Origin of the sequence: Novosphingobium olei, assembly GCF_012927405.1 — a bacterium.
GTDB classification, from domain to species: domain Bacteria; phylum Pseudomonadota; class Alphaproteobacteria; order Sphingomonadales; family Sphingomonadaceae; genus Novosphingobium; species Novosphingobium olei.
The window spans coordinates 69,619-94,115 of sequence record NZ_JABBGM010000005.1; the positions used below are offsets into that span (position 1 = coordinate 69,619).

Consider the following 24,497-nt stretch of genomic DNA (forward strand, 5'->3'; position numbering starts at 1 on the left):
GAATGACCATCGTGCGGCGCGTCGGCTGGGGCCTGATCTTCCTTGTCCTGCTGGTGGCCGCGGTGGTGTTCGGCCTGCTGCCCGGCATCGTCGAGCGCAGCATGAACCGGATCGATGGCAAGCCGCTGCTGCCCGTATCCGCCCATGCCCGCGCGCTCCACGCTTCGCTGCAGATTGTCGACCTGCACGCCGATACGCTGATGTGGCAGCGCAACATCGACGACAAGGCCGAGCAGGGCCACGTCGACCTGCCCCGGTTGGAGGCGGGCAACGTCGCGCTGCAGGTGTTCTCGAGCGTGACCAAGACGCCCAGGGGCCAGAACTACGACGCCAACGGCGCGGACAGCGACAACATCACCGCGCTGGTTATCGCGCAGGCCCAGCCGCCGCGCACCTGGACCTCGCTCACCGAACGATCGCTGTGGCACGCGACCAAGCTTGACGAACAGGCTGCGCAGTCGGGCGGCGCGCTGCGCAAGGTGACCGACCCCGCCAGTCTCGACGCGCTGATCTCCGCGCGGCAGGGCAAGAAGGTGCCGGTCGGCGCGCTGCTGTCGATCGAAGGGCTGCACGATCTGGAAGGCAAGGCGGAAAACCTCGACCGGCTTTATGCCGCGGGCTTCCGCATGGCCAGCCTGACGCACTTTTTCGACGATGAGCTGGCCGGATCGATGCACGGCCTGAAAAAGGGCGGGCTCACCCCGTTCGGGCGGCAGATCGTGCGGGCGATGGAAGACAAGGGCATGATCGTCGACATCGCCCACCTCAGCCATGCCGGGGTGGCCGATGTGCTGGCGATGGCCCGCCGCCCGGTGGTGTCGAGCCATGGCGGCGTGCAGGCCACCTGCAACGTCAACCGCAACCTGACCGACGATGAAATCCGCGGCGTTGCGCGCACCGGCGGGCTGATCGGCATTGGATACTGGGATGCGGCGGTGTGCAGCACATCGCCGCGCGCGATCGCCCGGGCGATGCGCCACGTGCGCGATCTGGTGGGTATCGACCACGTCGCGCTGGGCAGCGATTTCGACGGCGCCACCACCACCCGGTTCGATACGTCGCAGCTGGAGCAGGTGACGCAGGCGCTGGTTGAGCAGGGCTTTTCGGACGATGATATTCGCGCCCTGATGGGCGGCAATGCCCTGCGCGTCTTGCGTCAGGGCATGATGCCGTTGCATGGGAGCGCGCCATGAGGCTCGACGCGCGCAACCCGGTTCCAGATTCCCTGCGCGGCGCGATCATCGCGCTGGGCAACTTCGACGGTTTCCACCTTGGCCACCAGGCCGTGGTGGGCGAAGCCGTGGCCTGGGCCCGCAGCGAGGGCCGCCCGGCGATCGTCGCCACGTTCGATCCGCATCCGGTGCGCCACTTCAAGCCCGATACCCCGCCCTTCCGCCTGACCACGCTCGATCAGCGCGAGGACCTGTTCACCGCCGCGGGCGCCGCCGCGATGCTGGTCTTCGCCTTCGACGGCGAACTCGCCGGCACCAGCGCGCAGGATTTCGTGTGCAGGCTGTTGGCCGAGCGATTCGGCGCGGCGGGCGTGGTCACGGGCGAAGACTTCACTTTCGGCAAGGGACGCGGCGGCAACGTGCGCGTGCTGGCCGAGATCGGCGCCACCTGCGGCGTGCGCACCCGCGCGGTCGGCCCGGTGCTGGAAGGCGGCGAGGTCGTTTCGTCGAGCCGCATCCGCGAGGCCCTGCAGCATGGCGATTGCGCCACCGCGGCGCGCCTGCTGACCCGCCCGTTCACGGTGCGCGGCATCGTCCAGCATGGCGACAAGGTGGGGCGGCAGCTGAACTTCCCGACCGCCAACCTCGACATGAGCAACTACCTGCGCCCGGCCTACGGCATCTATGCGGTGACCGGCCGCCTGCCCGACGGGCGCGAGCTGAAGGGCGCCGCGAACATGGGCATCCGCCCCACGTTCGACCCGCCCAAGGAGCTGCTCGAGCCGCACTTCTTCGACTTTTCCGGCGATCTATACGGCCAGCAGATCGAAGTCGCGTTCCACCACTTCCTGCGTGGCGAAGCGAAGTACGACAGCCTGGACGCGCTGATCGAACAGATCGGCAAGGACTGCGACGAGGCGCGCCGGCTGCTAGGCTAGGCCTTGCTCCCCCGCCCTGGAGAAACACTCACACTTTCTTACGTCCAGGCGCGATCCGAACCAAATTGCGCGAAGGCGGTCGGGACGCTAAGGCCCGGCGGTTATGACTGACCAGCGCCCCGAAAAGCCGGACTATCGTCCGACCGTCTTCCTGCCGAAGACCGACTTCCCGATGAAGGCAGGCCTGCCGCAGAAGGAGCCGGGCATTCTGGCGCGCTGGCAGGAGCAGGACCTGTACCGCCGCTTGCGCGATGCGCGCGCGGGTGCGGAAAAGTTCATCCTCCACGATGGCCCGCCTTACGCCAATGGTGACATGCACATCGGCCATGCGCTGAACCACATCCTCAAGGACATGGTCTGCCGCACGCAGAGCCTGGCCGGCAAGGACGCGCCCTATGTTCCGGGGTGGGACTGCCACGGTCTTCCGATCGAATGGAAGGTCGAGGAGGAATACCGCAAGAAGAAGAAGAACAAGGACGAGGTTCCCCCGAAGGAATTCCGCGCCGAATGCCGCGCCTATGCCCAGAACTGGGTCAACGTGCAGCGCGAACAGTTGAAGCGGCTGGGCATCCTGGGCGATTGGGACCATCCCTACCTGACGATGGACTTCCAGGCCGAAGCCACCATCGTGGGCGAGCTGCTCAAGTTTGCCGAAAGCGGCCAGCTCTATCGCGGAGCCAAGCCGGTGATGTGGTCGCCGGTGGAAAAGACCGCGCTCGCCGAAGCCGAAGTCGAATACGAGGACATCGTGTCGACCCAGATCGACGTGGCGTTCGAGGTAATCGAGGCGGGCGATCCCGATCTCGTCGGCGCCTACGTGGTGATCTGGACGACCACGCCGTGGACGATCCCGGTCAACCAGGCGGTCGCCTATGGCCCGCACATCGACTACCACCTGATCGAGGCTGACGGCCGGCGCTACCTTGTCGCCGAGCCGCTGGTTGCGGGCTTCATGCAGCGGCTGGGCCACGAAAGCCACGACCTGCACTTCATGATCAAGGGCGTGGCCTTCGAAGGCGCGAAGCTGCGCCATCCGATGCACCACCTGGGCGATTTCTTCGCCCGTCCCCGCCCGATGCTGGCCGGCGAATTCGTCACGGTCGATTCGGGCACCGGCTTCGTCCACATGGCGCCCGACCATGGCGAGGACGATTTCGCGCTGTGCAAGGAAAACGGCATCGAGCCGGTGTTCGCGGTGCAGGGCGATGGCAAGTACCGCGAAGACTGGGGCTGGCTGGGCGGCCAGGGCAGCGTCATCAACCCCAAGTTCAACGCGCCCGACGGCCCGATCTGCGAAGACCTGCGCGCGGCCGGTGGCCTTGTCGCGGCGAGCGCCGACTACAAGCACTCCTACCCGCATTCGTGGCGTTCGAAGGCCAAGGTGATCTATCGCTGCACCCCGCAGTGGTTCGTGCCGATGGACCGTCCGTTGCCGCTGGCGCACGAGGACGGCGTCGACCCGCTCGAAGCCGCTCTGCGCGAAGTGGGCGAGGCCAAGACGCTGCGCGAAACCGCGCTGCAGGCCATTGCCGACACCCGCTTCGTTCCCGAAAAGGGCCGCAACCGCATCGGCGCGATGGTTGAAGGCCGGCCCGACTGGGTGCTTTCGCGCCAGCGCGCCTGGGGCGTGCCGATCACGCTGTTCGTCGATCGCAGGACCGGCCAGTACCTGGCCGATCCGGCGGTCAACGCCCGCATCGTGGCCGCGATCCTGGCCGAAGGCGTCGATGCCTGGGACGATGAACGGGCGCAGGAATACCTGGGCGATGCCTATCGCGCCGAGGATTACGAGCGCGTCACCGACATTCTCGACGTGTGGTTCGATTCTGGATCGACCCATGCCTTCGTGCTCGAAAGCGGGCGCTGGCCTGACTTGCTGCGGCCCGAAGGCTGGACCGGCCCGCGCGCCGATCTCTATCTCGAAGGCAGCGACCAGCATCGCGGCTGGTTCCAGTCCTCGCTGCTCGAAGCCTGCGCCACGCGGGGCCATGCGCCCTACAAGGCGGTTCTGACCCATGGCTTCACCATGGACCAGAAGGGCATGAAGATGTCCAAGTCGCTGGGCAACACCATCAGCCCGCTCGACCTGATGCGCGATTACGGCGCGGACATCCTGCGGCTGTGGGCGCTGTCGGTGGACTTCACCGAGGATCACCGCATCGGCAAGGAGATCCTGCAGGGGGTCGCCGACCAGTACCGCAAGCTGCGCAACACCTTCCGCTACCTGCTGGGCGCGCTCGACGGGTTCGACGAAGCCGAGCGCCTGCCCGTGGCCGACATGCCCGAGCTGGAACGCTACATGCTCGTGCTGCTCGAACGGCTCGATGCGACGCTGCGTCAGGCCGTCGCCGACTTCGACTACAACACCTATGTCCGCGCGCTGACCGAGTTCTGCAACGAGGATCTGTCGGCGTTCTTCTTCGATATCCGCAAAGACAGCCTCTATTGCGATGCGCCTTCGGACGCCAAGCGCCGCGCCTATCGCACCGTGCTCGACGTGCTGTTCCACGCGCTGGTGCGCTATGCCGCACCGGTGCTGGTGTTCACCGCCGAAGAGGTCTGGCAGTCGCGCTATCCGCAAGGCGACAGCGTCCACCTGCTGACCTGGCCCGAACTGCCGGTATCGACCGTCGACGTCGATCGCTGGACCGAGCTGCGCGCCCTTCGCACCGCCGTCAACGAAGCGATCGAGCCGCTGCGCCGGGAAAAGGTGCTCGGATCGGGCCTGGAAGCCACCGTTACGGTGCCCCAGAGCGCGCCGCAGGCCGATCTGGCAGAGCTGTTCATCACCGGGACAGTTGTGCGCGGGCAGGGCGATGACGTGACCGTGACCCGGACCTCTGACCACAAGTGCGGCCGCTGCTGGCGCCATCTTCCCGAAGTGGCGGAAGACGGCGACCTGTGCGATCGCTGCAGCGATGTCGTGGCGCAGGTTCCGGGAGCGCTGGCATGACGCGGGGCGCCTTGCGCGCCCTGGGACTGGGCGCCGCGTTCGCGGTGTTCGTTCTCGATCAGCTGGTGAAGTGGATCGTGGTCGGCCCGCTCGACCTGATCAACCTCGGCTCGATCCATCTCCTGCCCTTCTTCGACCTGCGATTCACCCGCAATTATGGCGTGTCGCTGGGCATGTTCACGGCAAGCTCGGCGGAAATGCGCTTCGGCCTGGTCGCGGTGACCGCGCTGATCGCCAGCGGGGTGCTCGTCTGGCTGTGGCTGGAAAGGGCGCGCTGGGACGTGTTCGGGCTGGGCCTCGTGCTGGGCGGCGCGCTCGGCAACATCCGCGACCGGCTGACCGTGGGCTTCGTTATCGACTATGCCGATTTTCACATCGGCGAATGGCGCCCGTTCCTGATCTTCAACCTTGCCGATGTGGCCATCACCATCGGTGTCCTGATACTGCTTGCCCGCTCGCTGCTTTCGCGCGAAAAGCCCGCGTCGGGTAACCCTGTGCCCACGGAGACGAATTGATGCGTAAAGCCGCTGCCCTCTGCCTGCTCGCGATCGGAGCGAGCGCGCTGTCCGCTTGCGGCGCCGGTGGGTCCCTGTTCAATCGTGCCCGTCCCGACGAATTCGCGGTGACGCGCCAGGCGCCGCTGGTGGTGCCGCCCGATTTCGCGCTGACCCCGCCGAACCCCGGCGCCCCGCGCCCGCAGGATGTCGACAGCTCGAAGCAGGCATTGGATGCCCTGTTCGGCGGCCCGGCACCGCGCAGCGCGGTCGAAACCGACGCGCTGGGCAAGGCCGGCGCCTCGGCAGTCGGCATCCGCTCGACCGTGGGCGATCCCGAAACCCGCACCGTGGCCAAGGGCGCTGCCGTGCAGAACATCCTCGCCGCGCCCGAAGGCGATGGCCAGGCCGCGCAGGCCGGCGTCCCCGGCAAGGGCTGACAGCCTCCGCCACAAGGCTGAACGAAAGACCCCGCCGAGACGCGGGGTTTTTTGTGCGTGGCGCCAAGCTAGCCCACAATCACCCGCCCGCCCGAACGAAGGTCAGTCCTTCGACAGGCTCAGGACGCGCGGTTCTGGATTGGCGAAAGTGGGGCGGGCACAGCGGCCCTAGCCGTCCGCGCCGGCTTCCTCGGGGCTTGCCCGCTCGACCAGCAGCTTGTCGATCTTGCGGCCGTCCATGTCGACCACCTCGAAGCGCCAGCCCTGGTCGTGGAAGTGGTCGCCTTCGGCCGGCAGCCGCTTGAGCACCGACAGCACGAACCCGGCGGCGGTGGCATAGTCGCGATCCTCGGGCAGATCGATCTCCAGCCGGTCGGCCATGGCATCGGCGGGCAGTGCACCAGACAGCAGCAGCGATCCGTTCTCGCGTTCGGTCACCATCGGCTCGTCGCCTTCATCGCCGTGGGCCACGAAGTTGCCGGCGATGGCCGAAAGCAGGTCCGCCGGGGTGACGATCCCTTCGAGATGGCCGTATTCGTCGTGCACCAGCGCCAGCGCCACCTCGGCCTGCTGGATCACGCGCAACGCGTCCATCGTATCGAGCTGGTCGGGCACGATCGCGGGCTTCTTCATCAGCGCGGGCAGCGTGACCGCCCCTTCGCGCAGCAGCACCGACAGCACGTCGCGCACCTTGACCACGCCGACGATGGTATCGACCGAGCCTTCGCCAACCAGCAGCAGCGAATGCGGGCTGTCCTCGATCGCTTCGTGCAAGTCTTGCTCCGGCGCGTCGACCGCGATCCAGTGCAATTGCGTGCGCGGCGTCATCACTTCGCGCACGGGGCGTTCGGCAAGGCGCATCACGCTGGTCATCAGCGCGCGCTCGTCTTCCTCGATCACGCCCGAACGGGTCGCTTCGGCGAAGATCATCTGCAGTTCTTCGGCGGTGACTTCCTGTTCGCTGCCGCGCGTCAGGCCGAGCAGGCGGATGATCAGGCCCGACGACCGGTCGAGCGCCCAGACGAACGGCGCGGTGACCTGCGACATGATCACCATCGGGCGCGCCGCCATCACCGCGATCGGTTCCGCCGCTTTCAGCGCCAGCTGCTTGGGCACCAGTTCGCCGACGACGAGGCTGAGATAGGTGGTGATCGCGATCACCAGCACGAAGCCCGCATTGGCGGCGTAGGCCTGCGGCACGCCCAGCGCGGCCAGCCTTTCGCCGACGGGTCCGCCCAGGCTCGATCCCGAATAGGCGCCCGCGACGATGCCGACGAGGGTGATCCCGATCTGCACCGTCGAAAGAAATTTGCCCGGATCGGATGCCAGCGTCAGCGCGGTGCGCGCGCCGCCGCTGCCGCCATCGGCCAGCACCTTGAGCCGCGCCGGGCGCGCCGAGACGATCGCCAGTTCCGACATGGAAAACAGGCCGTTGAGCACGACGAGGCCAACGATGATGAAGGCGTCTGGCCAGGGAAACGGTGTCACGACTTTGGCGCCTAGCAGATTTGCACAGGCGCGCGAAGGCCCCTGTTGCACCCGCCGGCCCTGCTCTTGGCGCGTGCCGTTCGGGAACCGTTCAGCGCACAGCGGCGTAATGCTTGGGTTCCGCTCCGGCCGGGGCTAGCCTCTGGCCGGACGCAAGGATAACCGAAGGGGAAGAGTAATGAAGTTTCGTCGGGTTTTCGTCTCCGGCCTGTGCGCCGTGTCGCTGGTCAGCCTTTCGGCATGCGTGACCGACCCCAACACCGGTGAGCGCAAGGTTTCGCGCACCGCGATCGGCGGCCTCGGCGGTGCGCTGGGTGGCGCGCTGCTCGGCGGCCTGATCGGCGGCAAGACCGGCCGCATCCTCGGCGCCGGCATCGGCGGCGTGGCTGGCGCCGCGGTCGGCTACAACATGGACAAGCAGATCAAGCAGCTGCGCGAACAGACCGCCGGTTCGGGCATCGACGTTACGCCCACCGACAACGGCACGGCGATCCTGGTCAACCTGCCCAACGGCGTGACGTTCGACACCGATTCCACCGCGATCAAGCCCGCCTTCCGCGACACGCTCGACCGCGTTGCGCAGTCGCTGACCGACTACCCGAACTCGCTGATCGACGTGTACGGCTACACCGATTCGACCGGATCGGACGCCTACAACCAACAGCTTTCGGAACGCCGCGCGCAGGCCGTTGCCTCGTATCTTTCGAGCCGCGGCGTCTCGGCCTCGCGCATCCGCAGCCAGGGCTTCGGTGAAAGCCAGCCGGTCGCCTCGAACGACACCGTGGAAGGCCGCGCCGCCAACCGCCGCGTCGAAATCAAGATCGTGCCGATCAGCCAGGACGACGTCGCCCGCGCCCGTTCGGGCCAGTAAGCCCGGCGGTACGCACCATACCTTTGTTTCAGCCGGGTTGACCGTCAGGTCGCCCGGCTGGCATCGGCGCGGGGCAAAGGAGATTGCCCCCGTGTCCATCAAGCCCCGTCCCATTGCCGGCCGTTTGACCAATCCGATCGGCCTTGGCTGCATGTCGCTCAGCTGGGCCTATGGCGGCCGCCCTTCGGATGCAGATGGCATCGCCCTGCTCCACCGCGCCATCGACCTTGGCTACGATCACTTCGATACCGCCCGCCTCTATGGCCTGGGCCACAACGAGACGCTGGTGGGCCAAGCGCTCAAGGGGCGTCGCGACAAGGTCTTCCTCGCGTCCAAGATGGGCATCTTCGCCAGCGGCGAAAAGCGCGGGATCGACTGCGCCCCAGCGACCATCCGAAGCGAGCTGGAGACCTCGCTCCGCCTGCTCCAGACCGACCACATCGATCTCTATTACATGCACCGGCGTGACTTCACCGTGCCGATCGAGGATTCGGTCGGCGAGATGGCGCGACTGATCGAGGAGGGAAAGATCGGCGCGATCGGCCTGTCCGAAATGTCCGCCGACACGCTGCGCAAGGCCTGTGCGGTCCATCCCATCGCCGCGATGCAGACCGAATATTCGCCGTGGACCCGGCAGGCCGAAATCGCCGTGCTGGACGCCTGCGCGCAAACCGGCACCACGTTCGTCGCCTTTTCCCCTGTCGGCCGTGGCGCGCTGACCGATACCCTGCCCGAGCCCGACGGGCTTGAGGAAAAGGACATCCGCCGCGCGATGCCGCGCTTTCAGGGTGAAAACTGGGAAACCAACCGCAAGCTGCTGCAGGACTTCGCGCAGATCGCCGCGCGCGCCGGGGTTACCGCCGCCCAGCTTTCGCTCGCCTGGGTGCTGTCGCGCGGCGACCATGTCGTGGCGATCCCCGGCACCGCGAAGATCCCGCACCTGGAAGAAAACATCGCCCGCTGGGACTGGGCGATTCCGGCCGACGTCGCGGCGCAAGTCGATGCGCTGATCAACCAGCAGACCGTTGCCGGCCATCGCTATGCGGCGGCAATGCTATCGACCATCGACACCGAGGACTTTGCCTGAGAGCTATTCGCCGACCAGCCGCGCCGCCCGTTCGGCCAGCCTGTCGACCGCCGCGCCGTGGATCGCGGGCGCGGTGACGAGCAGGCCGAACGCGCGCGGATCGCGCTTGTTGTAATCAAGCGGCGCGCCGAAGGCATCGCTGACCGCCGCTCCCGCCTCGCGCGCGATCAGCGTGGCGGCGGCGATGTCCCATTCGAAGCCCCAGCGCAGCGTGGCGAGCAGGTCGGCCTCGTCCGCGGCCACCATGGCGATGCGCAGCGCGATCGAATTGGGCTTTTCGACCAGCACCAGGTCGCGGTCGGCCTTGGCCAGCGCATCGGCCGGCACCCTGGCGCCCGGCAGCATGGCCCGCTTGCTCGAAGCGAGCGTCTTGCCGTTCCGCCGCGCCCCCTGCCCCGCCGTGGCGCTCCAGAACTCGCCGCGCGCCGGCGCGCTCAGCATCCCGATCAGCGGCCGCCCGGCGCTGACCAGTCCGACCGAGACGCACCAGCCCGGCCGCCCGCGAATGAAATCGCGCGTGCCGTCGATCGGATCGACCAGCCAGCACAGGCCCCGCGAAAGCCGTTCGGGATGATCGACCGTCTCTTCCGAAAGCCAGCCCGCCGACGGCAGCAGGGCGCCGAGTTCGCGCTTCAGGAAGCTGTCGACTGCCATGTCCGCTTCGCTCACCGGGTCGCCGGGCATCTTCTCCCAGACCTGAGGGGCGTGGCCGTGCCCGGGCCAGTGCGCCAGCGCCATCGCGCCTGCTTCGTGGACGATCCGTTCAAGAGCCGCGTAATCGAGCATCGGCCCAAAGCGATGGGCCAAGCGCGATCGGCGCGCAAGCTTCACGCCGGCATCGCGATGCGCGCGCAATGGCTCATTCGTATGCGCAGCTACGGCACGGCTTACCCCCGGTGCGGCCTACCCTTTCCTTTAGTCGAATGATTAGGCCCCTTTTCAAGGTGGGAACCGTGTGCTTAAGGCGGCGGGACTCAGCTTTCGGCGGGGGGGACCATCAGCCCCGCTCGCCCCTCCTCCCACACTTTTCCAAGCGGGGAACTTCGCATGAACGTCCACGAATATCAGGCCAAGGAACTGCTCGCCAAGTTTGGCGTCGGCATTCCCGCAGGCATTCCTGCGCTGACGGTCGAAGAAGCGGTGGCTGCGGCAAAGCAGCTTCCGGGGCCGCTCTATGTGGTCAAGGCCCAGATTCACGCCGGTGGCCGCGGCAAGGGCAAGTTCAAGGAACTGCCCGCCGACGCCAAGGGCGGCGTGCGCCTCGCCAAGTCGGTCGAGGAAGTCGAGGCTTTCGCCAAGGAAATGCTCGGCAACACGCTCGTCACCGTGCAGACCGGTGAAGCGGGCAAGCAGGTCAACCGCCTGTACGTGACCGACGGTGTCGACATCGACAAGGAATACTACCTCTCGATGGTCGTCGACCGCGCCACCGGCCGCGTCGCGCTGATCGTGTCGACCGAAGGCGGCATGGACATCGAGGAAGTCGCCCACTCGACGCCGGAAAAGATCGCCACGATCGTGGTCGATCCGGCGCAGGGCTTCATGCCCCACCACGGCCGCGCCGTGGCAGCCGCGCTCAAGCTGTCGGGCGACCTTGCCAAGCAGGCAGCCACGATCGCCAAGCAGCTGTTCACCGCGTTCAACGCGCTGGATTGCGACATGCTCGAGATCAACCCGCTCGTCGAAACCAAGGACGGCAACCTGCTCGTCCTCGACACCAAGATGAGCTTCGATTCGAACGCGCTGTACCGTCACCCCGACGTCGTCGCCCTGCGCGACGAGACCGAGGAAGACCCGGCCGAGATCGAAGCCAGCAAGTACGACCTCGCCTACATCAAGCTCGACGGCAACATCGGCTGCATGGTGAACGGCGCCGGCCTTGCCATGGCGACGATGGACATCATCAAGCTGAACGGCGAATTCCCGGCGAACTTCCTCGACGTGGGCGGCGGCGCCACCACCGAGAAGGTGACCGCGGCGTTCAAGATCATTCTCCGCGACCCCGCGGTGAAGGGCATCCTCGTCAACATCTTCGGCGGCATCATGAAGTGCGACATCATCGCCGACGGCATCGTCGCCGCGGCGAAGGAAGTGAACCTGCAGGTTCCGCTCGTCGTCCGTCTCGAAGGCACCAACGTGCAGCAGGGCAAGGACATCCTTGCCAACTCGGGTCTCCCCATCGTTCCCGCCAACGACCTTGGCGATGCCGCTCAGAAGATCGTGGCCGAAGTCCGGAAGGTTTCCTGAACCATGTCGATTCTCGTCAACAAGAACACCAAGGTCATCACCCAGGGGATGACCGGCAAGACCGGCGCGTTCCACACCCAGGCCGCGCTCGACTACGGCACGCAGATGGTCGCGGGCGTGACCCCCGGCAAGGGCGGCACCAGCCACATCGGCCTGCCGCAGTATGACACCGTCGCCGAAGCGAAGGCCGCCACCGGCGCCACCGCTTCGTGCATCTACGTGCCGCCTCCGGGTGCCGCCGACGCGATCCTTGAAGCGATCGACGCGCAGATGGAACTGATCGTGTGCATCACCGAAGGCATCCCGGTGCTCGACATGGTGCGCGTGAAGCGCGCCCTTTCGGGCAGCAAGTCGCGCCTGATCGGCCCGAACTGCCCCGGCGTGTTGACCCCGAACGAATGCAAGATCGGCATCATGCCGGGCAGCATCTTCAAGAAGGGCTCGGTCGGCGTCGTCTCGCGCTCGGGCACGCTCACCTATGAAGCTGTGTTCCAGACCTCGAACATCGGCCTTGGCCAGACGACGGCTGTCGGCATCGGTGGCGACCCGGTCAACGGCACCAACTTCATCGACGTGCTCGAACTGTTCCTGGCCGACGAAGACACCAAGTCGATCATCATGATCGGCGAAATCGGTGGCGATGCCGAAGAACAGGCCGCGCAGTTCCTGATCGACGAGGCCAAGAAGGGCCGCAAGAAGCCGATGGCCGGCTTCATCGCGGGCCGCTCGGCCCCTCCGGGACGCCGCATGGGCCACGCCGGCGCGATCGTGTCGGGCGGCAAGGGCGATGCCGAAAGCAAGATCGCCGCGATGGAAGCCGCCGGCATCCGCGTCAGCCCCTCGCCGAGCCTGCTCGGCGAAACGCTGGCCGAAGTGCTGAAGGGCTGATCCCCTCGCACCTTGCGACAAGAAAAGAGGCCGGAGGGGAAACCTTCCGGCCTTTTTCTTTATCATCCTCCCCTGGAAGGGGAGGTGGCAGCCGGAGGCTGACGGAGGGGTAACGGGGTTGCGCCAACTCTATACCCCTCCACCACCCTGCGGGCGGTCCCCCTCCCCTTCCAGGGGAGGATGATCGAGCCAGCCGTGCAGAGCCTGCTTTGCGATAGCTTCGGCTATCGCGACCGGATCGGCGATCACGCGAGCAGCGGCGATCCGCAGTACCCGGATGCCCTGGTTCTCCAGCCATAACGTGCGGATGCGGTCGTGCTCGGACTTTTCGCCCATGTCATGAGCATAACCGTCAACTTCAATCGCCAGCTTGGCTTCGGCGCAGAAGAAGTCGAGGACGAAGCGCCCCGCCGGATGCTGGCGCCGAAACTTCAGCCCTTCGGGCCGCAGCCGCAACTGGCGCCAGAGCAGCACTTCGGGCAGCGACATCGCCTTCCGCAGGTGCGCCGCACGCCGCTGGGTCGGCTTCGGTCCATGAAGCATCACCCAAATCCTTCCCTTTCAGGGGAGCATGATCGGGCTCATCGGTACAGGCGAGTGAAACTGCTTCCGCTTTGGTGTTCCTCCCCTGGAAGGGGAGGTGGCAGCGCGAATGCGATGACGGAGGGGTAATTTCGCAGCGCCGCGCTACCCCTCCACCACCCGGTACGGCACCAGATCACGCTGGCTGGGGTCGACCGCGATGCCCCGGTCGCTGGGCGGGAAGGCGCGCTGGTCGCAGGCGTCGCGGGGGCAGATGCGGCAGGATATGCCGATCCGGGTGACGGCGTCCTCGCTGCGCAGGTTGAGCCCGTCGGCGTAGATGAATTCGTCGGCCAGCGCCGCTTCGCAGCCTAGCACCACGGCATAGCGGCGCGGCGGGCGGTAGAAGCTGCCCGATGGCTTCACCAGCCCCTTGGCAATCGAGACATAGCGGATGCCGTCGGGCATTTCGGCGAGCTGGACGTGGATGCGGTCGGGGATGGCGACCGCCTCGTGCACGATCCACAAGGGGCACGCGCCGCCGAAACGGCCGAACTGAAGGCGCGTGGCCGAATGGCGCTTGGTGATGTTGCCGGCCATGTCGACGCGGGCGAAGAACACCGGAATGCCGCGCGCCTGCGGGCGCTGCAGGGTGGACAGGCGATGGCAGCACTGTTCGAAGCTGGTGTGGAACAGCTGGCGCAGGCGGTCGACGTCGTGCCGCAGCGTGCGCGCGGCGCTGCGGAACCGTTCGTAGGGCATCAGCAGCGCGCCCGCGGCATAGTTGCCGAGGCCGACGGTCAGCAGGTGGCGCGCCGCCTCCGTCCGCAGCGGCGCTTCGGCGACGATGGCCGCGATCTGGTCCGAAAGCGCCAGCGCGGCGACCTGGTAGGCCAGCTGGAAGCGCCCGGATTCGAGCGGCTGGTTGCTGTCCAGCTGGATCGCCCGCGCAGCCTCGTCGAAGCGGCGCATCGGGCCTCCGCTCTTCCATTCGACGCCGACGCCCGCCTGCCGCAACCATTGCTGCATCGTGCGCACGCGCGGGGAGGCTTCGTCGCCCGCGATCTCGTACGCCAGCCGTTCGGCATCGCGGTCGATCCGGTCGACGTAGTTGTTGGCGAGGTGGAACCAGTCGCGCACTTCCTCCCACGGCAGGCGACCGCCCGCCGCAAGGCTCGCGCCGATGGTTTCGTCCATCATCTCCAGCCGCTGGCGGCTGCGCGCGTGCAGGCCGTGCAATTCGACGAAGGCCTGGGCAAAGGCCGGGAACTGCCGCGCCAGCCGCTCGGCCTGTTCGCCCGGCACTTGCGTTGAAAGCTGCGGATCGGCCAGCGCGCTGCGCAGGCCCTCGGCAATCGTGTCGGCATCGGCCGGGGCAAGGTCGGCCCAGTCGATCGGGAAGGCGCTCGCCAGCGCATCGGCCAGCGCCGGGGTCAGGTGCCGCTCGTCGTTTTCAAGCTGCGAAAGGTAGCTCGCGCTAATGCCCAGCGTCGCCGCCATTTCGGCCTGCCGCAGCCCTCGCCTTTGCCGCAGCGAGCGTAAGGGTTCGCCCGCAAAGATTCGCTTGTTCGCCATCGCTCTAGGCTAGTTTGCAAAGTGCCGCTTTGCAACTTTGCAGCATTACATTGGACAGCGCGAACCAAATCGGCCAGTCCGGCGCACACTTACGAGATCTGAAGGGCAGAGGGTTTATGTCCGCGAACATTGCCGAGATGGAAAAGCGCCGCGAAGCCGCCCGCATGGGTGGCGGTCAGAAGCGCATCGATGCCCAGCACGCCAAGGGCAAGCTGACCGCGCGCGAACGCCTCGAAGTGCTGCTCGACGAAGGCAGCTTCGAGGAAGTGGACGCCTACGTCGAACACAACTGCGTCGATTTCGGCATGCCCAACACGGTCATCCCGGGCGATGGCGTCGTCACCGGTTCGGGCACGATCAACGGCCGCCTCGTCTTCGTGTTCAGCCAGGACTTCACCGTCTTCGGCGGCGCGGTGTCCGAACGCCACGCGATGAAGATCTGCAAGATCATGGACATGGCGCTGAAGGTCGGCGCGCCGGTGATCGGCCTCAACGATTCGGGCGGCGCCCGCATCCAGGAAGGCGTCGCCTCGCTCGGCGGCTATGCCGAAATCTTCCAGCGCAACGTCAATGCTTCGGGCGTGGTCCCGCAGATCAGCCTGATCATGGGCCCCTGCGCGGGCGGTGCGGTCTACAGCCCTGCGATGACCGACTTCATCTTCATGGTGAAGGACAGCAGCTACATGTTCGTCACCGGCCCCGACGTGGTCAAGACGGTGACCAACGAGATCGTGACCCAGGAAGAACTGGGCGGGGCGGTCACGCACACGACCAAGACCTCGGTCGCCGACCTCGCCTGCGAGAACGACATCGAAGCGCTGCTGCAGGTGCGCGAATTCTTTGACTACCTGCCCCAGTCGAACCGCACCGGCGTGCCCGAGCGCCCCACCTCGGACCCCTATGACCGGCTCGAGCCCAGCCTCGACACGATCATCCCGGCATCGGCCAACCAGCCCTACGACATGCACGAGGTTATCCGGAAGACGCTCGACGAGGGCGAATTCTTCGAGATCCAGCCCAAGCACGCCGGCAACATCATCTGCGGTTTCGGCCGCATCGAAGGCAAGACCGTGGGCGTCGTCGCCAACCAGCCGATGGTGCTGGCGGGCGTGCTCGACATCAACAGCTCGAAAAAGGCGGCGCGGTTCGTGCGCTTCTGCGACGCGTTCGAGATCCCGATCCTGACCTTCGTCGACGTGCCGGGCTTCCTGCCGGGCACCGCGCAGGAGCATAACGGCATCATCAAGCACGGCGCCAAGCTGCTGTTTGCCTATGCCGAAGCGACCGTGCCGAAGATCACTGTGATCACCCGCAAGGCCTATGGCGGCGCCTACGACGTCATGGCCTCGAAGCACCTGCGCGGCGATCTCAACTACGCCTGGCCTACCGCCGAAATCGCGGTGATGGGTGCCAAGGGCGCGGTCGAGATCATCTTCCGCGGCCTTTCGACCGAAGAGCAGGCGGTCAAGACCAAGGAATACGAGGACCGCTTCGCCAACCCGTTCGTGGCGGCGAGCAAGGGCTTCGTCGACGAGGTGATCCACCCGCATTCGACCCGCCGCCGCATCGCGCTGGGCCTGCGCAAGCTGCGCAACAAGAGCCTAGAGAACCCCTGGAAGAAGCACGACAACATCCCGCTGTAAGCGGGGTGGCCTCTCGCTTGGGCGAGGGGACGCAAGGGCCGTCCGGGCCTAGGTGGGTCCGGACTTCCCAGCCTTCAAAGGACAAGACATGACCGACATCTACATCGTTTCGGGCGCACGCACCGCCATCGGCTCGTTCGGCGGCAGTCTCGCTTCGCTGCGTCCGGCCGAGCTTGGCACGATTGCGATCAAGGCGGCGATCGAGCGCGCCGGGATCGCGCCGGCCGACGTGCAGAACGTGGTGATCGGCACCGTCGTCGCCAGCCAGCCCAAGGACGTCTACGTCAGCCGCGTCGCCGCAGTAAACGCAGGGATTCCGATCGAGGCGCCGGCGATGAACGTCAACCGCCTGTGCGGTTCGGGCCTGCAGGCGATCGTTTCGGCCGCGCAGGGGATCGCGCTGGGCGAACAGGACATTGCCGTCGCTGGCGGTGCCGAATCGATGTCGAACGCGCCGCACATGATCCTGACCGCGCGCAACGGGCAGAAGATGGGCGATCAGGTGCTGATGGACGCCATGCTCGGCGCGCTGCACGATCCGTTCGAGAACATCCACATGGGCGTGACGGCCGAAAACGTCGCGACACGCCTCTCGGTCAGCCGCGAGGAGCAGGACGCCCTTGCCGTCGAAAGCCACAAGCGCGCGGCGAACGCCGTCGCTAACGGCTATTTCAAGGACCAGATCGTCCCGGTCGAGATCAAGACCCGCAAGGGCACGGTCGTGTTCGACACCGACGAACATTTCCGCGCCGATGCCAGCCTTGAATCGATGGCGTCGCTGCGTCCGGTGTTCAAGAAGGACGGCACGGTCACCGCGGGCAATGCCTCGGGCCTCAACGACGGCGCGGGCGCGGTCGTGCTGGCGAGCGGCAAGGCGGTCGAGGAAAAGGGCCTCAAGCCGCTGGCCAAGATCCTTGCCTGGGGGCACGCGGGCGTCGAGCCGAACGTCATGGGCCTCGGTCCCGTCAAGGCGGTGCCGGTGGCCCTGCAGCGCGCCGGGCTGACGCTGGACCAGATCGACGTGATCGAGTCGAACGAAGCCTTCGCGGCGCAGGCCTGTGGCGTCGCCAAGGAACTGGGCTTCGATCCGGCCAAGACCAACGTCAACGGTTCGGGCATCAGCCTTGGCCACCCGATCGGCGCCACCGGCGCGATCCTGACGGTCAAGACGATCTATGAACTGCAGCGCATCGGCGGCCGCTATGGCCTGATCACGATGTGCATCGGCGGCGGCCAGGGCATCGCCATGGTGGTCGAACGGGTTTGAGGAACATGCGGGGCCGCCCGTCCGCAAGGACGGCGCGGCTCCAGCCCGCAACGGGCAAAGGGAGATGACGATGAAGCTGGGACGGTTGAACCACGTCGGCGTCGCAACGCCGGACATCGACGCCTCGATCGCGTTCTATCGCGACGTGATGGGCGCGAGCGACATCACCGAGCCGTTCGTGCTGGAAAGCCAGCAGGTGCGCGTGTGCTTCGTCAACACGCCGGGCGAGAACGGCACCAATGGCACCCAGATCGAGCTGATCCAGCCGACCAGCCCGGACAGCGCCGTGGGCAAGTGGCTCGCCGCCAACCCGCTGGGTGGCCAGCACCACCTTTGCTACGAAGTGCCCGATATCCACGAAGCCAAGGCCTGGTTCGAAGCCCAGGGCAAGCGCGTGCTGGGAGAACCCCGCATCGGCGCGCATGGCACGCTGATCTTCTTCGTCCACCCCAAGGACATGGGCGGACAGCTGACCGAAATCATGGAAACGCCCAAGGACGGGCATCACTGAGCCGATTGCCGCAGCTCCACGCATCAGGAACCGACGCGCGATGACCGACAAGACACTGGCCGACTGGCAGGCCGCCGCCTCGAAGGAGGTGAAGGGCAAGGACCTCAACTGGCAGACCCCGGAAGGGATCACCGTCAAGCCGCTCTACACGGCCGAGGACGTGACCGCCGATCCGGGCCTGCCCGGCTTCGCCCCGTTCACGCGCGGCGTTCGCGCCTCGATGTACGCCGGCCGCCCGTGGACCATCCGCCAGTACGCAGGCTTCTCCACCGCCGAGGAATCGAACGCCTTCTATCGCCGCAACCTGGCGGCGGGGCAGAAGGGCCTGTCGGTCGCCTTCGACCTTGCCACGCACCGCGGCTATGACAGCGACCACCCGCGCGTGGTGGGCGACGTGGGCAAGGCGGGCGTCGCCATCGACAGCGTCGAAGACATGAAGATCCTGTTCGACGGCATCCCGCTCGACCAGATGTCGGTTTCGATGACCATGAACGGCGCGGTGATCCCGATCCTCGCCTTCTTCATCGTCGCGGGCGAGGAACAGGGCGTCGACCGCAAGCTGCTGGACGGAACCATTCAGAACGACATTCTGAAGGAGTTCATGGTCCGCAACACCTACATCTACCCGCCCGAACCCAGCATGCGGATCATCTCGGACATCTTCGGCTACACCAGCCGCGAGATGCCGAAGTTCAACTCGATCTCGATCTCCGGCTACCACATGCAGGAAGCCGGCGCGACGCAGGTGCAGGAGCTGGCCTTCACCATCGCCGACGGCATGGAATACGTGAAGTACGGCGTCGCCTCGGGCCTCGACATCGACAAGTTCGCCGGGCGCCTGTCGTTCTTCTTCGCCATCGGCATGAACTTCTTCATGGAAGTGGCCAAGCTGCGCGCCGCGCGCGTGCTGTGGCACCGCGTGATGACCAAGCTCGGCGCCAAGGACGAACGCAGCAAGATGCTGCGCACCCACTGCCAGACCTCGGGCGTCAGCTTGCAGGAGCAGGACCCCTACAACAACGTCATCCGTACCACGATCGAGGCGATGGCCGCGATGCTGGGCGGCACGCAGTCGCTCCACACCAACGCGCTCGACGAAGCGATCGCGCTGCCGACCGACTTCTCGGCCCGCATCGCGCGCAACACGCAGATCGTGATCCAGGAAGAAACGGGCATGTGCAACGTGGTCGATCCGCTCGGCGGGTCGTACTACATCGAGGCGCTGACCCAGGAACTGGTCGACAAGGCGTGGGAGATCATCGAGCGCGTCGAAGCCGAAGGCGGAATGGCCAAGGCGGTGTCGGCGGGCTGGCCCAAGGCGATGATCGAGGAAGCCGCCGCCGGCCGCCAGGCCCGCGTCGACCGCGGCGAAGACGTGATCGTCGGCGTCAACAAGTACCGCCTCGCCAACGAAGACCAGCTGGAAACGCTCGAAGTCGACAACCACGTCGTCCGCGAAGCGCAGATCGCCCGAATCAAGCGCGTGCGCGAAACGCGCGACGAAACCAAATGCCGCGCCGCATTGAACGCGCTGACCGAAGGCGCCAAGACCGGCGGCAACCTGCTTGAACTCGCGGTAGAGGCTGCCCGCCACCGCGCGACGCTGGGCGAAATCTCCGACGCGATGGAAATCGTGTTCGGCCGCCACGGCACGTTCCCCACCCCGGTCAAGGGCGTCTATGGCGCGGCCTATGCCGGTGACTCGCGTTACCAGCAGGTCCTCGACGGCGTGGAAGCCGTCACCCGCCGCCTGGGCCGCAAGCCCCGCATGCTCGTCGCCAAGATGGGCCAGGACGGACACGATCGCGGCGCCAACGTGATCGCCTCGGCGTTCAGCGACATGGGCTTCGACGTCACCAGCGGCCCGCTGTTCCAGACGCCGGAAGAAGCGGCCAAGCTGGCGCTCGAAAACAACGTCGACGCGGTCGGCGCTTCGAGTCTTGCCGCCGGGCACAAGACCCTGATCCCCGAGCTGATCGGCCACCTGAAAGCTGCCGGCCGCGCCGACATCAAGGTCGTCGCCGGCGGCGTGATCCCGCCGCAGGACTACGACTTCCTGCGTGAAGCCGGGGTCCAGGGCATCTACGGCCCCGGCTCGAACGTCGTCGAATGCGCAGCCGACATGCTGCGCCTCCTCGGTCACAACATGCCGCCTGCGGGCGAAGAACTGGCAGCGGCGGAGTAAGCGCAATGTTCAAGAAAATCCTCATCGCCAACCGTGGCGAAATTGCCTGCCGCGTGATCAAGACCGCGCGTCGCATGGGTATCCAGACCGTGGCCGTCTATTCGGACGCCGACGCCCGCGCGCCCTTCGTGCAGATGGCGGACGAGGCCGTGCACATCGGCCCGGCGCCCGCCGCGCAGTCCTACCTGATCGCGGACAAGATCATCGCCGCCTGCAAGCAGACCGGCGCCGAAGCGGTCCATCCGGGCTATGGCTTCCTGTCCGAGCGCACCAGCTTCGCAGAGGCGCTGGCCGCAGAAGGCATCGAGTTCATCGGCCCCCCTGTCGGCGCGATCGCCGCGATGGGTGACAAGATCGAATCGAAGAAGCTCGCCAAGGAAGCCGGCGTCAACGTCGTGCCCGGCTTCGTGGGCGAGATCGAGGACACCGAACACGCCGTGCGGATCTCGAACGAGATCGGCTACCCGGTGATGATGAAGGCTTCGGCCGGCGGCGGCGGCAAGGGCATGCGCCTTGCCTACAACGAGAAGGACGTGCGCGAAGGCTTCGAGTCGGTGAAGCGCGAGGGCCTGAACTCGTTCGGCGACGACCGCGTGTTCATCGAGAAGTTCATCCTCAACCCGCGCCACATCGAGATCCAGATCCTCGGCGACAAGCACGGCAACATCCTCTACCTGAACGAGCGCGAGTGCTCGATCCAGCGTCGCCACCAGAAGGTGGTCGAGGAAGCGCCCTCGCCCTTCGTCACGCCGAAGATGCGCAAGGCCATGGGCGAGCAGTGCGTCGCGCTCAGCCGCGCGGTCGGCTACTACAGCGCGGGCACGGTCGAACTGATCGTCTCTGGCGCGGACCCGACGGGCGAATCGTTCTACTTCCTCGAAATGAACACCCGCCTGCAGGTGGAACACCCCGTCACCGAAGCGATCACCGGCGTCGACCTCGTCGAACAGATGATCCGCGTGGCCGCCGGCGAAAAGCTGGCGATGACGCAGGACGACATGAAGATCGACGGCTGGGCCATCGAGAACCGCGTCTATGCCGAAGACCCCTATCGCGGCTTCCTGCCCTCGACCGGTCGCCTGATCCGCTACAACCCGCCGGTGCCCGGCTGGACCGATGACGGCGCCGAGAACGGCCGTCGCGGCGTGGACGGCGTGCGCGTGGACGATGGCGTCTACGAAGGCGGCGAAGTCTCGATGTTCTACGATCCCATGATCGCCAAGCTGGTCACCTGGGGCAAGACGCGCGACGAAGCGGCGGACAAGCAGATCGCCGCGCTGGACGCGTTCGAGATCGAAGGGCTTGGCCACAACATCGATTTCGTCAACGCGATCATGCAGCACCCGCGCTTCCGCTCGGGCGAGCTGACCACCGGCTTCATCGCCGAGGAATATCCCGAAGGCTTCCACGGCGCGGCGACCGACGACGGCACCAAGCGCACGCTTGCAGCCATTGCTGGCTTCCTGGCGACGGCTCGGGCCGACCGCGCGCGCCAGGTCGACCAGCAGCTGGGTGACGAGCTCGATCCCCCGGCGCAGTGGTCGGTGACGATCGCCGGGTCGACCTTCGCGGTCGAACTGACCGAGGACGACGTGCTCGTCGATGGCGAGGCGGTGGACATCGCGCTCGAATACACGCCGGGCCAGCGCATGGTGGCCTGCGACGTCGACGGCAAGCCGCTGACGGTGAAGGTCGAACCGTTCCGCGCCGGCTTCAAGCTGACCACGCGCGGTGCGATCCACCAGGTGCAGGTGCTGCCGGCCAGCGTCGCCCACCTCACCCGCCACATGATCGAAAAGGTCCCGCCGGATCTTTCGAAGTTCCTGATCTGCCCGATGCCGGGCCTGCTCGTGGCGCTGCATGTCGGCGAAGGCGATACGGTCGAGGCCGGACAGCCGCTCGCGGTGGTCGAGGCGATGAAGATGGAAAACATCCTGCGCGCCGAGAAGGCGGGCAAGGTCAAGGCGGTCAACGCCAAGGCTGGAGAGAGCCTGGCCGTGGATGCGATCATCCTCGAAATGGAGTAAGCCGGTCGCCAAGGGCGGGCGCGGAACGATTTAACCGATTAGTTAAGTTTTTCACGCCCGACCCTCGGGACAGGTTGACGTTTACGTAAGCGCCAATTATGCGCGCTTCAGTGGAACACGAGAAAGGCCTGACAGCATGAAAGCCCTGGTCACGGTGAAGCGCGTGATCGACTATAACGTGAAGCCGCGCGTAAAGGCGGATGGCACGGGCGTCGATCTCGCCAACGTCAAGATGAGCATGAACCCGTTCGACGAAATCGCCGTCGAAGAAGCCATTCGCCTGAAGGAAAAGGGCGTGGTTACCGAAATCGTGGCGGTGTCGGTCGGCCCTGCCAAGGCGCAGGAAACGCTGCGCACCGCGCTCGCCATGGGCGCCGATCGCGCGATCCTGGTGCAGACCGATGACGAGGTCGAGCCGCTGGCCGTGGCCAAGATCGTCAAGGGCGTGGCCGACGAGGAAGCGCCGGGCCTGATCATCACCGGCAAGCAGGCGATCGACGACGACAGCAACCAGGTCGGCCAGATGGTCGCCGCGCTGCTCGGCCGTCCGCAGGGCACCTTCGCCAACGAGATCACCGTGGAAGGCGATTCGGTCGTCGTGAAGCGTGAAATCGACGGCGGTCTCGAAACCGTGAAGCTGGCGCTACCGGCCGTGGTCACCACCGACCTGCGCCTGAACGAGCCGCGCTATGCCTCGCTGCCGAACATCATGAAGGCCAAGAGCAAGCCGCTCGCGACCAAGGCGCCCGCCGACTACGGCGTGGACACCGCCCCGCGTCTCAAGACGCTGAAGGTCAGCGAACCGCCGGTGCGTTCGGCCGGCATCAAGGTGGCCGACGTCGACGCGCTGGTTGCCAAGCTCAAGGAACTGGGAGTCGCCTGATGGCCAACGTACTCGTCTGGGTCGAACACGACGGCAGCGCCGTCAAGGACGCCACCCTCGCCGCCGTCACCGCCGCTGCCAAGCTGGGTGATGTCACCGCTCTGGTCGCCGGCTCGGGTGTCGACGGCGTTGCCGCCGCCGCCGCGCAGATCGAAGGCGTGTCGAAGGTCCTCAAGGCCGACGACGCCGCGCTTGCCAACGCGCTGGCTGAAAACGTCGCGCCGCTGATCACCAACCTGATGGCCGGCTACGACGCCTTCGTCGCCGCCGCCACGACCACCGCCAAGAACGTGGCGCCGCGCGTGGCCGCGCTGCTCAACGTGGCGCAGGTTTCGGAAATCCTGTCGGTCGAAGGCCCCAAGACCTTCACCCGCCCGATCTACGCCGGCAACGCCATCGCCACAGTCGAATCGAGCGACGCCAAGCTGGTCATCACCGTGCGCGGCACTGCCTTCGCCAAGGCGAACGCCACCGGCGGTTCGGCTGCGGTCGAAGCGGTTTCGGGTGCGGCCGAATCGGGCCTGTCGAGCTTTGTCGGTTCGGAAATCGCCAAGAGCGAGCGTCCGGAACTGACCAGCGCGAAGATCATCGTCTCGGGCGGTCGTGCGCTCAAGGACGCGGCGACCTTCGAATCGACCATCACCCCGCTCGCCGACAAGCTCGGCGCCGCGATCGGCGCGAGCCGTGCTGCGGTCGACGCGGGCTACGTGCCCAACGATTACCAGGTCGGCCAGACCGGCAAGATCGTCGCGCCCGAAGTCTACGTCGCGGTCGGCATCTCGGGTGCGATCCAGCACCTCGCCGGCATGAAGGATTCCAAGACCATCATCGCCATCAACAAGGACGAGGACGCCCCGATCTTCCAGGTGGCGGACATCGGCCTCGTCGGCGACCTGTTCACGCTGGTTCCGGAACTTACCGGCAAGCTGTGATCGGAACCTGACGGTTTTGAATGCGAAGGGCTCCGCCGCGGCGGGGCCCTTTTCGTTTGTGCGCACGAGGGCGCATCCGGCGGCGAGCCCGGACGATAACGCCGTTGGGAAGTGTACGGACCTGCGCGACCGGCGCGGGCGCCATGCGTGGCGCGTGCGCGTGGAGGGCAAGAGGAACGCTGTGGCGAGTGGCCGGCGGGGCGTTGGCTATCCCGGATCGGCTCAGCCTGTAGTCGGACGGGGGCTCGAAACCCGGGCGGCGGCTCGCAAGGCGGCCCGGTCCGTAGCGATAAGTCCCGCGAGGATAAGTTCCGGGATTGGTCGCGGCCGCATGAAGGGGCCGGACCGGACTGGAACCGGACTCGCAAGGGAGC

The 24,497-nt window shown here is 66.5% G+C and carries 20 protein-coding genes; 16 read left to right on the forward strand and 4 right to left on the reverse strand.

Going from position 1 to position 24,497, the window contains the following annotated elements; genetic code table 11:
- The first annotated feature begins 2 nt into the window (after positions 1 to 2).
- The 5 genes from HHL27_RS12340 to HHL27_RS12360 all read left to right on the forward strand — a co-directional run bounded on the left by HHL27_RS12340 (position 3) and on the right by HHL27_RS12360 (position 5,997).
- On the forward strand, positions 3 to 1,193 hold the full coding sequence (locus tag HHL27_RS12340; protein ID WP_206069580.1) for a dipeptidase: 1,191 nt from the start codon (positions 3 to 5) through the stop codon (positions 1,191 to 1,193).
- On the forward strand, positions 1,190 to 2,110 hold the full coding sequence (locus tag HHL27_RS12345) for a bifunctional riboflavin kinase/FAD synthetase (protein WP_169493738.1): 921 nt from the start codon (positions 1,190 to 1,192) through the stop codon (positions 2,108 to 2,110). The genes HHL27_RS12340 and HHL27_RS12345 overlap by 4 nt, the downstream gene beginning before the upstream one ends.
- A 103-nt stretch (positions 2,111 to 2,213) precedes the next feature.
- On the forward strand, positions 2,214 to 5,063 hold the full coding sequence (gene ileS, locus HHL27_RS12350) for an isoleucine--tRNA ligase (RefSeq protein WP_169493739.1): 2,850 nt from the start codon (positions 2,214 to 2,216) through the stop codon (positions 5,061 to 5,063).
- The gene (lspA, locus tag HHL27_RS12355) at positions 5,060 to 5,578 is read left to right on the forward strand and encodes a signal peptidase II (protein WP_169493740.1); all 519 of its coding nucleotides are present in this window, start codon (positions 5,060 to 5,062) and stop codon (positions 5,576 to 5,578) included. Before ileS ends, lspA begins: the two co-directional genes overlap by 4 nt.
- A complete protein-coding gene (locus HHL27_RS12360; protein WP_169493741.1) occupies positions 5,578 to 5,997 on the forward strand; it encodes a DUF3035 domain-containing protein in 420 nt (139 codons plus the stop codon). The genes lspA and HHL27_RS12360 overlap by 1 nt, the downstream gene beginning before the upstream one ends.
- 168 nt (positions 5,998 to 6,165) lie before the next feature.
- Here the strand turns inward: HHL27_RS12360 and HHL27_RS12365 are convergent, their stop codons facing one another.
- Positions 6,166 to 7,485 (reverse strand): CNNM domain-containing protein, encoded by a 1,320-nt coding sequence (locus HHL27_RS12365; RefSeq protein ID WP_169493742.1) that lies wholly within the window; start codon positions 7,483 to 7,485, stop codon positions 6,166 to 6,168.
- Between the two features lie 178 nt (positions 7,486 to 7,663).
- Here HHL27_RS12365 and HHL27_RS12370 point away from each other — a divergent pair, with 178 nt between their 5' ends.
- Positions 7,664 to 8,356 carry a YiaD family glycine zipper/OmpA-like lipoprotein gene (locus tag HHL27_RS12370; RefSeq protein WP_169493743.1) on the forward strand — a complete coding sequence of 231 codons (693 nt, stop codon included), beginning with the start codon at positions 7,664 to 7,666 and terminating at the stop codon, positions 8,354 to 8,356.
- Between the two features lie 91 nt (positions 8,357 to 8,447).
- Positions 8,448 to 9,443: an aldo/keto reductase gene (locus HHL27_RS12375; RefSeq protein WP_169493744.1), complete on the forward strand. Its 996-nt coding sequence runs from the start codon at positions 8,448 to 8,450 to the stop codon at positions 9,441 to 9,443.
- Positions 9,444 to 9,446: 3 nt separating this feature from the next.
- Here the strand turns inward: HHL27_RS12375 and HHL27_RS12380 are convergent, their stop codons facing one another.
- Entirely contained in the window at positions 9,447 to 10,229 is a 783-nt protein-coding gene (locus tag HHL27_RS12380) for a 3'(2'),5'-bisphosphate nucleotidase CysQ (protein WP_169493983.1), read from the reverse strand.
- Between the two features lie 261 nt (positions 10,230 to 10,490).
- On the opposite strand from HHL27_RS12380, the gene sucC reads away from it, so the two are divergent.
- Together sucC and sucD are read left to right on the forward strand one after the other, a co-directional pair.
- The gene (gene sucC, locus HHL27_RS12385; protein ID WP_169493745.1) at positions 10,491 to 11,690 is read left to right on the forward strand and encodes an ADP-forming succinate--CoA ligase subunit beta; all 1,200 of its coding nucleotides are present in this window, start codon (positions 10,491 to 10,493) and stop codon (positions 11,688 to 11,690) included.
- 3 nt (positions 11,691 to 11,693) lie between these two features.
- Positions 11,694 to 12,578 (forward strand): succinate--CoA ligase subunit alpha, encoded by an 885-nt coding sequence (sucD, locus tag HHL27_RS12390; RefSeq protein WP_169493746.1) that lies wholly within the window; start codon positions 11,694 to 11,696, stop codon positions 12,576 to 12,578.
- Between the two features lie 129 nt (positions 12,579 to 12,707).
- Here sucD and HHL27_RS12395 read toward each other — a convergent pair whose 3' ends face one another.
- Both HHL27_RS12395 and HHL27_RS12400 read right to left on the reverse strand, forming a co-directional pair.
- On the reverse strand, positions 12,708 to 13,121 hold the full coding sequence (locus HHL27_RS12395; protein WP_169493747.1) for an endonuclease domain-containing protein: 414 nt from the start codon (positions 13,119 to 13,121) through the stop codon (positions 12,708 to 12,710).
- A gap of 144 nt (positions 13,122 to 13,265) precedes the next feature.
- On the reverse strand, positions 13,266 to 14,675 hold the full coding sequence (locus tag HHL27_RS12400; protein ID WP_169493748.1) for a helix-turn-helix domain-containing protein: 1,410 nt from the start codon (positions 14,673 to 14,675) through the stop codon (positions 13,266 to 13,268).
- A 116-nt stretch (positions 14,676 to 14,791) separates the two neighbouring features.
- On the opposite strand from HHL27_RS12400, the gene HHL27_RS12405 reads away from it, so the two are divergent.
- From HHL27_RS12405 to HHL27_RS12435, 7 genes are all read left to right on the forward strand, one after another.
- Positions 14,792 to 16,318 carry an acyl-CoA carboxylase subunit beta gene (locus tag HHL27_RS12405; protein WP_169493749.1) on the forward strand — a complete coding sequence of 509 codons (1,527 nt, stop codon included), beginning with the start codon at positions 14,792 to 14,794 and terminating at the stop codon, positions 16,316 to 16,318.
- An 88-nt stretch (positions 16,319 to 16,406) separates the two neighbouring features.
- Complete coding sequence (locus HHL27_RS12410) at positions 16,407 to 17,585, forward strand: acetyl-CoA C-acyltransferase family protein (protein ID WP_169493750.1); 1,179 nt, start codon at positions 16,407 to 16,409, stop codon at positions 17,583 to 17,585.
- Between the two features lie 70 nt (positions 17,586 to 17,655).
- A complete protein-coding gene (gene mce, locus HHL27_RS12415) occupies positions 17,656 to 18,096 on the forward strand; it encodes a methylmalonyl-CoA epimerase (RefSeq protein WP_169493984.1) in 441 nt (146 codons plus the stop codon).
- 40 nt (positions 18,097 to 18,136) lie between these two features.
- Complete coding sequence (scpA, locus tag HHL27_RS12420; protein WP_169493751.1) at positions 18,137 to 20,281, forward strand: methylmalonyl-CoA mutase; 2,145 nt, start codon at positions 18,137 to 18,139, stop codon at positions 20,279 to 20,281.
- A gap of 5 nt (positions 20,282 to 20,286) precedes the next feature.
- Positions 20,287 to 22,308, forward strand: a complete 2,022-nt coding sequence (locus HHL27_RS12425; RefSeq protein ID WP_169493752.1) for an acetyl-CoA carboxylase biotin carboxylase subunit — start codon at positions 20,287 to 20,289, stop codon at positions 22,306 to 22,308.
- Positions 22,309 to 22,444: 136 nt separating this feature from the next.
- Positions 22,445 to 23,191 (forward strand): electron transfer flavoprotein subunit beta/FixA family protein, encoded by a 747-nt coding sequence (locus HHL27_RS12430; protein ID WP_169493753.1) that lies wholly within the window; start codon positions 22,445 to 22,447, stop codon positions 23,189 to 23,191.
- Positions 23,191 to 24,123, forward strand: a complete 933-nt coding sequence (locus HHL27_RS12435; protein WP_169493754.1) for an electron transfer flavoprotein subunit alpha/FixB family protein — start codon at positions 23,191 to 23,193, stop codon at positions 24,121 to 24,123. Before HHL27_RS12430 ends, HHL27_RS12435 begins: the two co-directional genes overlap by 1 nt.
- Positions 24,124 to 24,497: the final 374 nt, after the last annotated feature.

What these genes read in the sequence shown, in the direction of transcription:
- HHL27_RS12340 (WP_206069580.1), top strand. Translation starts at nt 3, where the DNA reads ATGACCATCGTGCGGCGCGTCGGCTGGGGCCTGATCTTCCTTGTCCTG.
- HHL27_RS12345 (WP_169493738.1), top strand. Translation starts at nt 1,190, where the DNA reads ATGAGGCTCGACGCGCGCAACCCGGTTCCAGATTCCCTGCGCGGCGCG.
- ileS (WP_169493739.1), top strand. Translation starts at nt 2,214, where the DNA reads ATGACTGACCAGCGCCCCGAAAAGCCGGACTATCGTCCGACCGTCTTC.
- lspA (WP_169493740.1), top strand. Translation starts at nt 5,060, where the DNA reads ATGACGCGGGGCGCCTTGCGCGCCCTGGGACTGGGCGCCGCGTTCGCG.
- HHL27_RS12360 (WP_169493741.1), top strand. Translation starts at nt 5,578, where the DNA reads ATGCGTAAAGCCGCTGCCCTCTGCCTGCTCGCGATCGGAGCGAGCGCG.
- HHL27_RS12370 (WP_169493743.1), top strand. Translation starts at nt 7,664, where the DNA reads ATGAAGTTTCGTCGGGTTTTCGTCTCCGGCCTGTGCGCCGTGTCGCTG.
- HHL27_RS12380 (WP_169493983.1), bottom strand. Translation starts at nt 10,229, where the DNA reads ATGCTCGATTACGCGGCTCTTGAACGGATCGTCCACGAAGCAGGCGCG.
- sucC (WP_169493745.1), top strand. Translation starts at nt 10,491, where the DNA reads ATGAACGTCCACGAATATCAGGCCAAGGAACTGCTCGCCAAGTTTGGC.
- sucD (WP_169493746.1), top strand. Translation starts at nt 11,694, where the DNA reads ATGTCGATTCTCGTCAACAAGAACACCAAGGTCATCACCCAGGGGATG.
- HHL27_RS12395 (WP_169493747.1), bottom strand. Translation starts at nt 13,121, where the DNA reads ATGCTTCATGGACCGAAGCCGACCCAGCGGCGTGCGGCGCACCTGCGG.
- HHL27_RS12400 (WP_169493748.1), bottom strand. Translation starts at nt 14,675, where the DNA reads ATGGCGAACAAGCGAATCTTTGCGGGCGAACCCTTACGCTCGCTGCGG.
- HHL27_RS12405 (WP_169493749.1), top strand. Translation starts at nt 14,792, where the DNA reads ATGTCCGCGAACATTGCCGAGATGGAAAAGCGCCGCGAAGCCGCCCGC.
- HHL27_RS12410 (WP_169493750.1), top strand. Translation starts at nt 16,407, where the DNA reads ATGACCGACATCTACATCGTTTCGGGCGCACGCACCGCCATCGGCTCG.
- mce (WP_169493984.1), top strand. Translation starts at nt 17,656, where the DNA reads ATGAAGCTGGGACGGTTGAACCACGTCGGCGTCGCAACGCCGGACATC.
- scpA (WP_169493751.1), top strand. Translation starts at nt 18,137, where the DNA reads ATGACCGACAAGACACTGGCCGACTGGCAGGCCGCCGCCTCGAAGGAG.
- HHL27_RS12425 (WP_169493752.1), top strand. Translation starts at nt 20,287, where the DNA reads ATGTTCAAGAAAATCCTCATCGCCAACCGTGGCGAAATTGCCTGCCGC.
- HHL27_RS12430 (WP_169493753.1), top strand. Translation starts at nt 22,445, where the DNA reads ATGAAAGCCCTGGTCACGGTGAAGCGCGTGATCGACTATAACGTGAAG.
- HHL27_RS12435 (WP_169493754.1), top strand. Translation starts at nt 23,191, where the DNA reads ATGGCCAACGTACTCGTCTGGGTCGAACACGACGGCAGCGCCGTCAAG.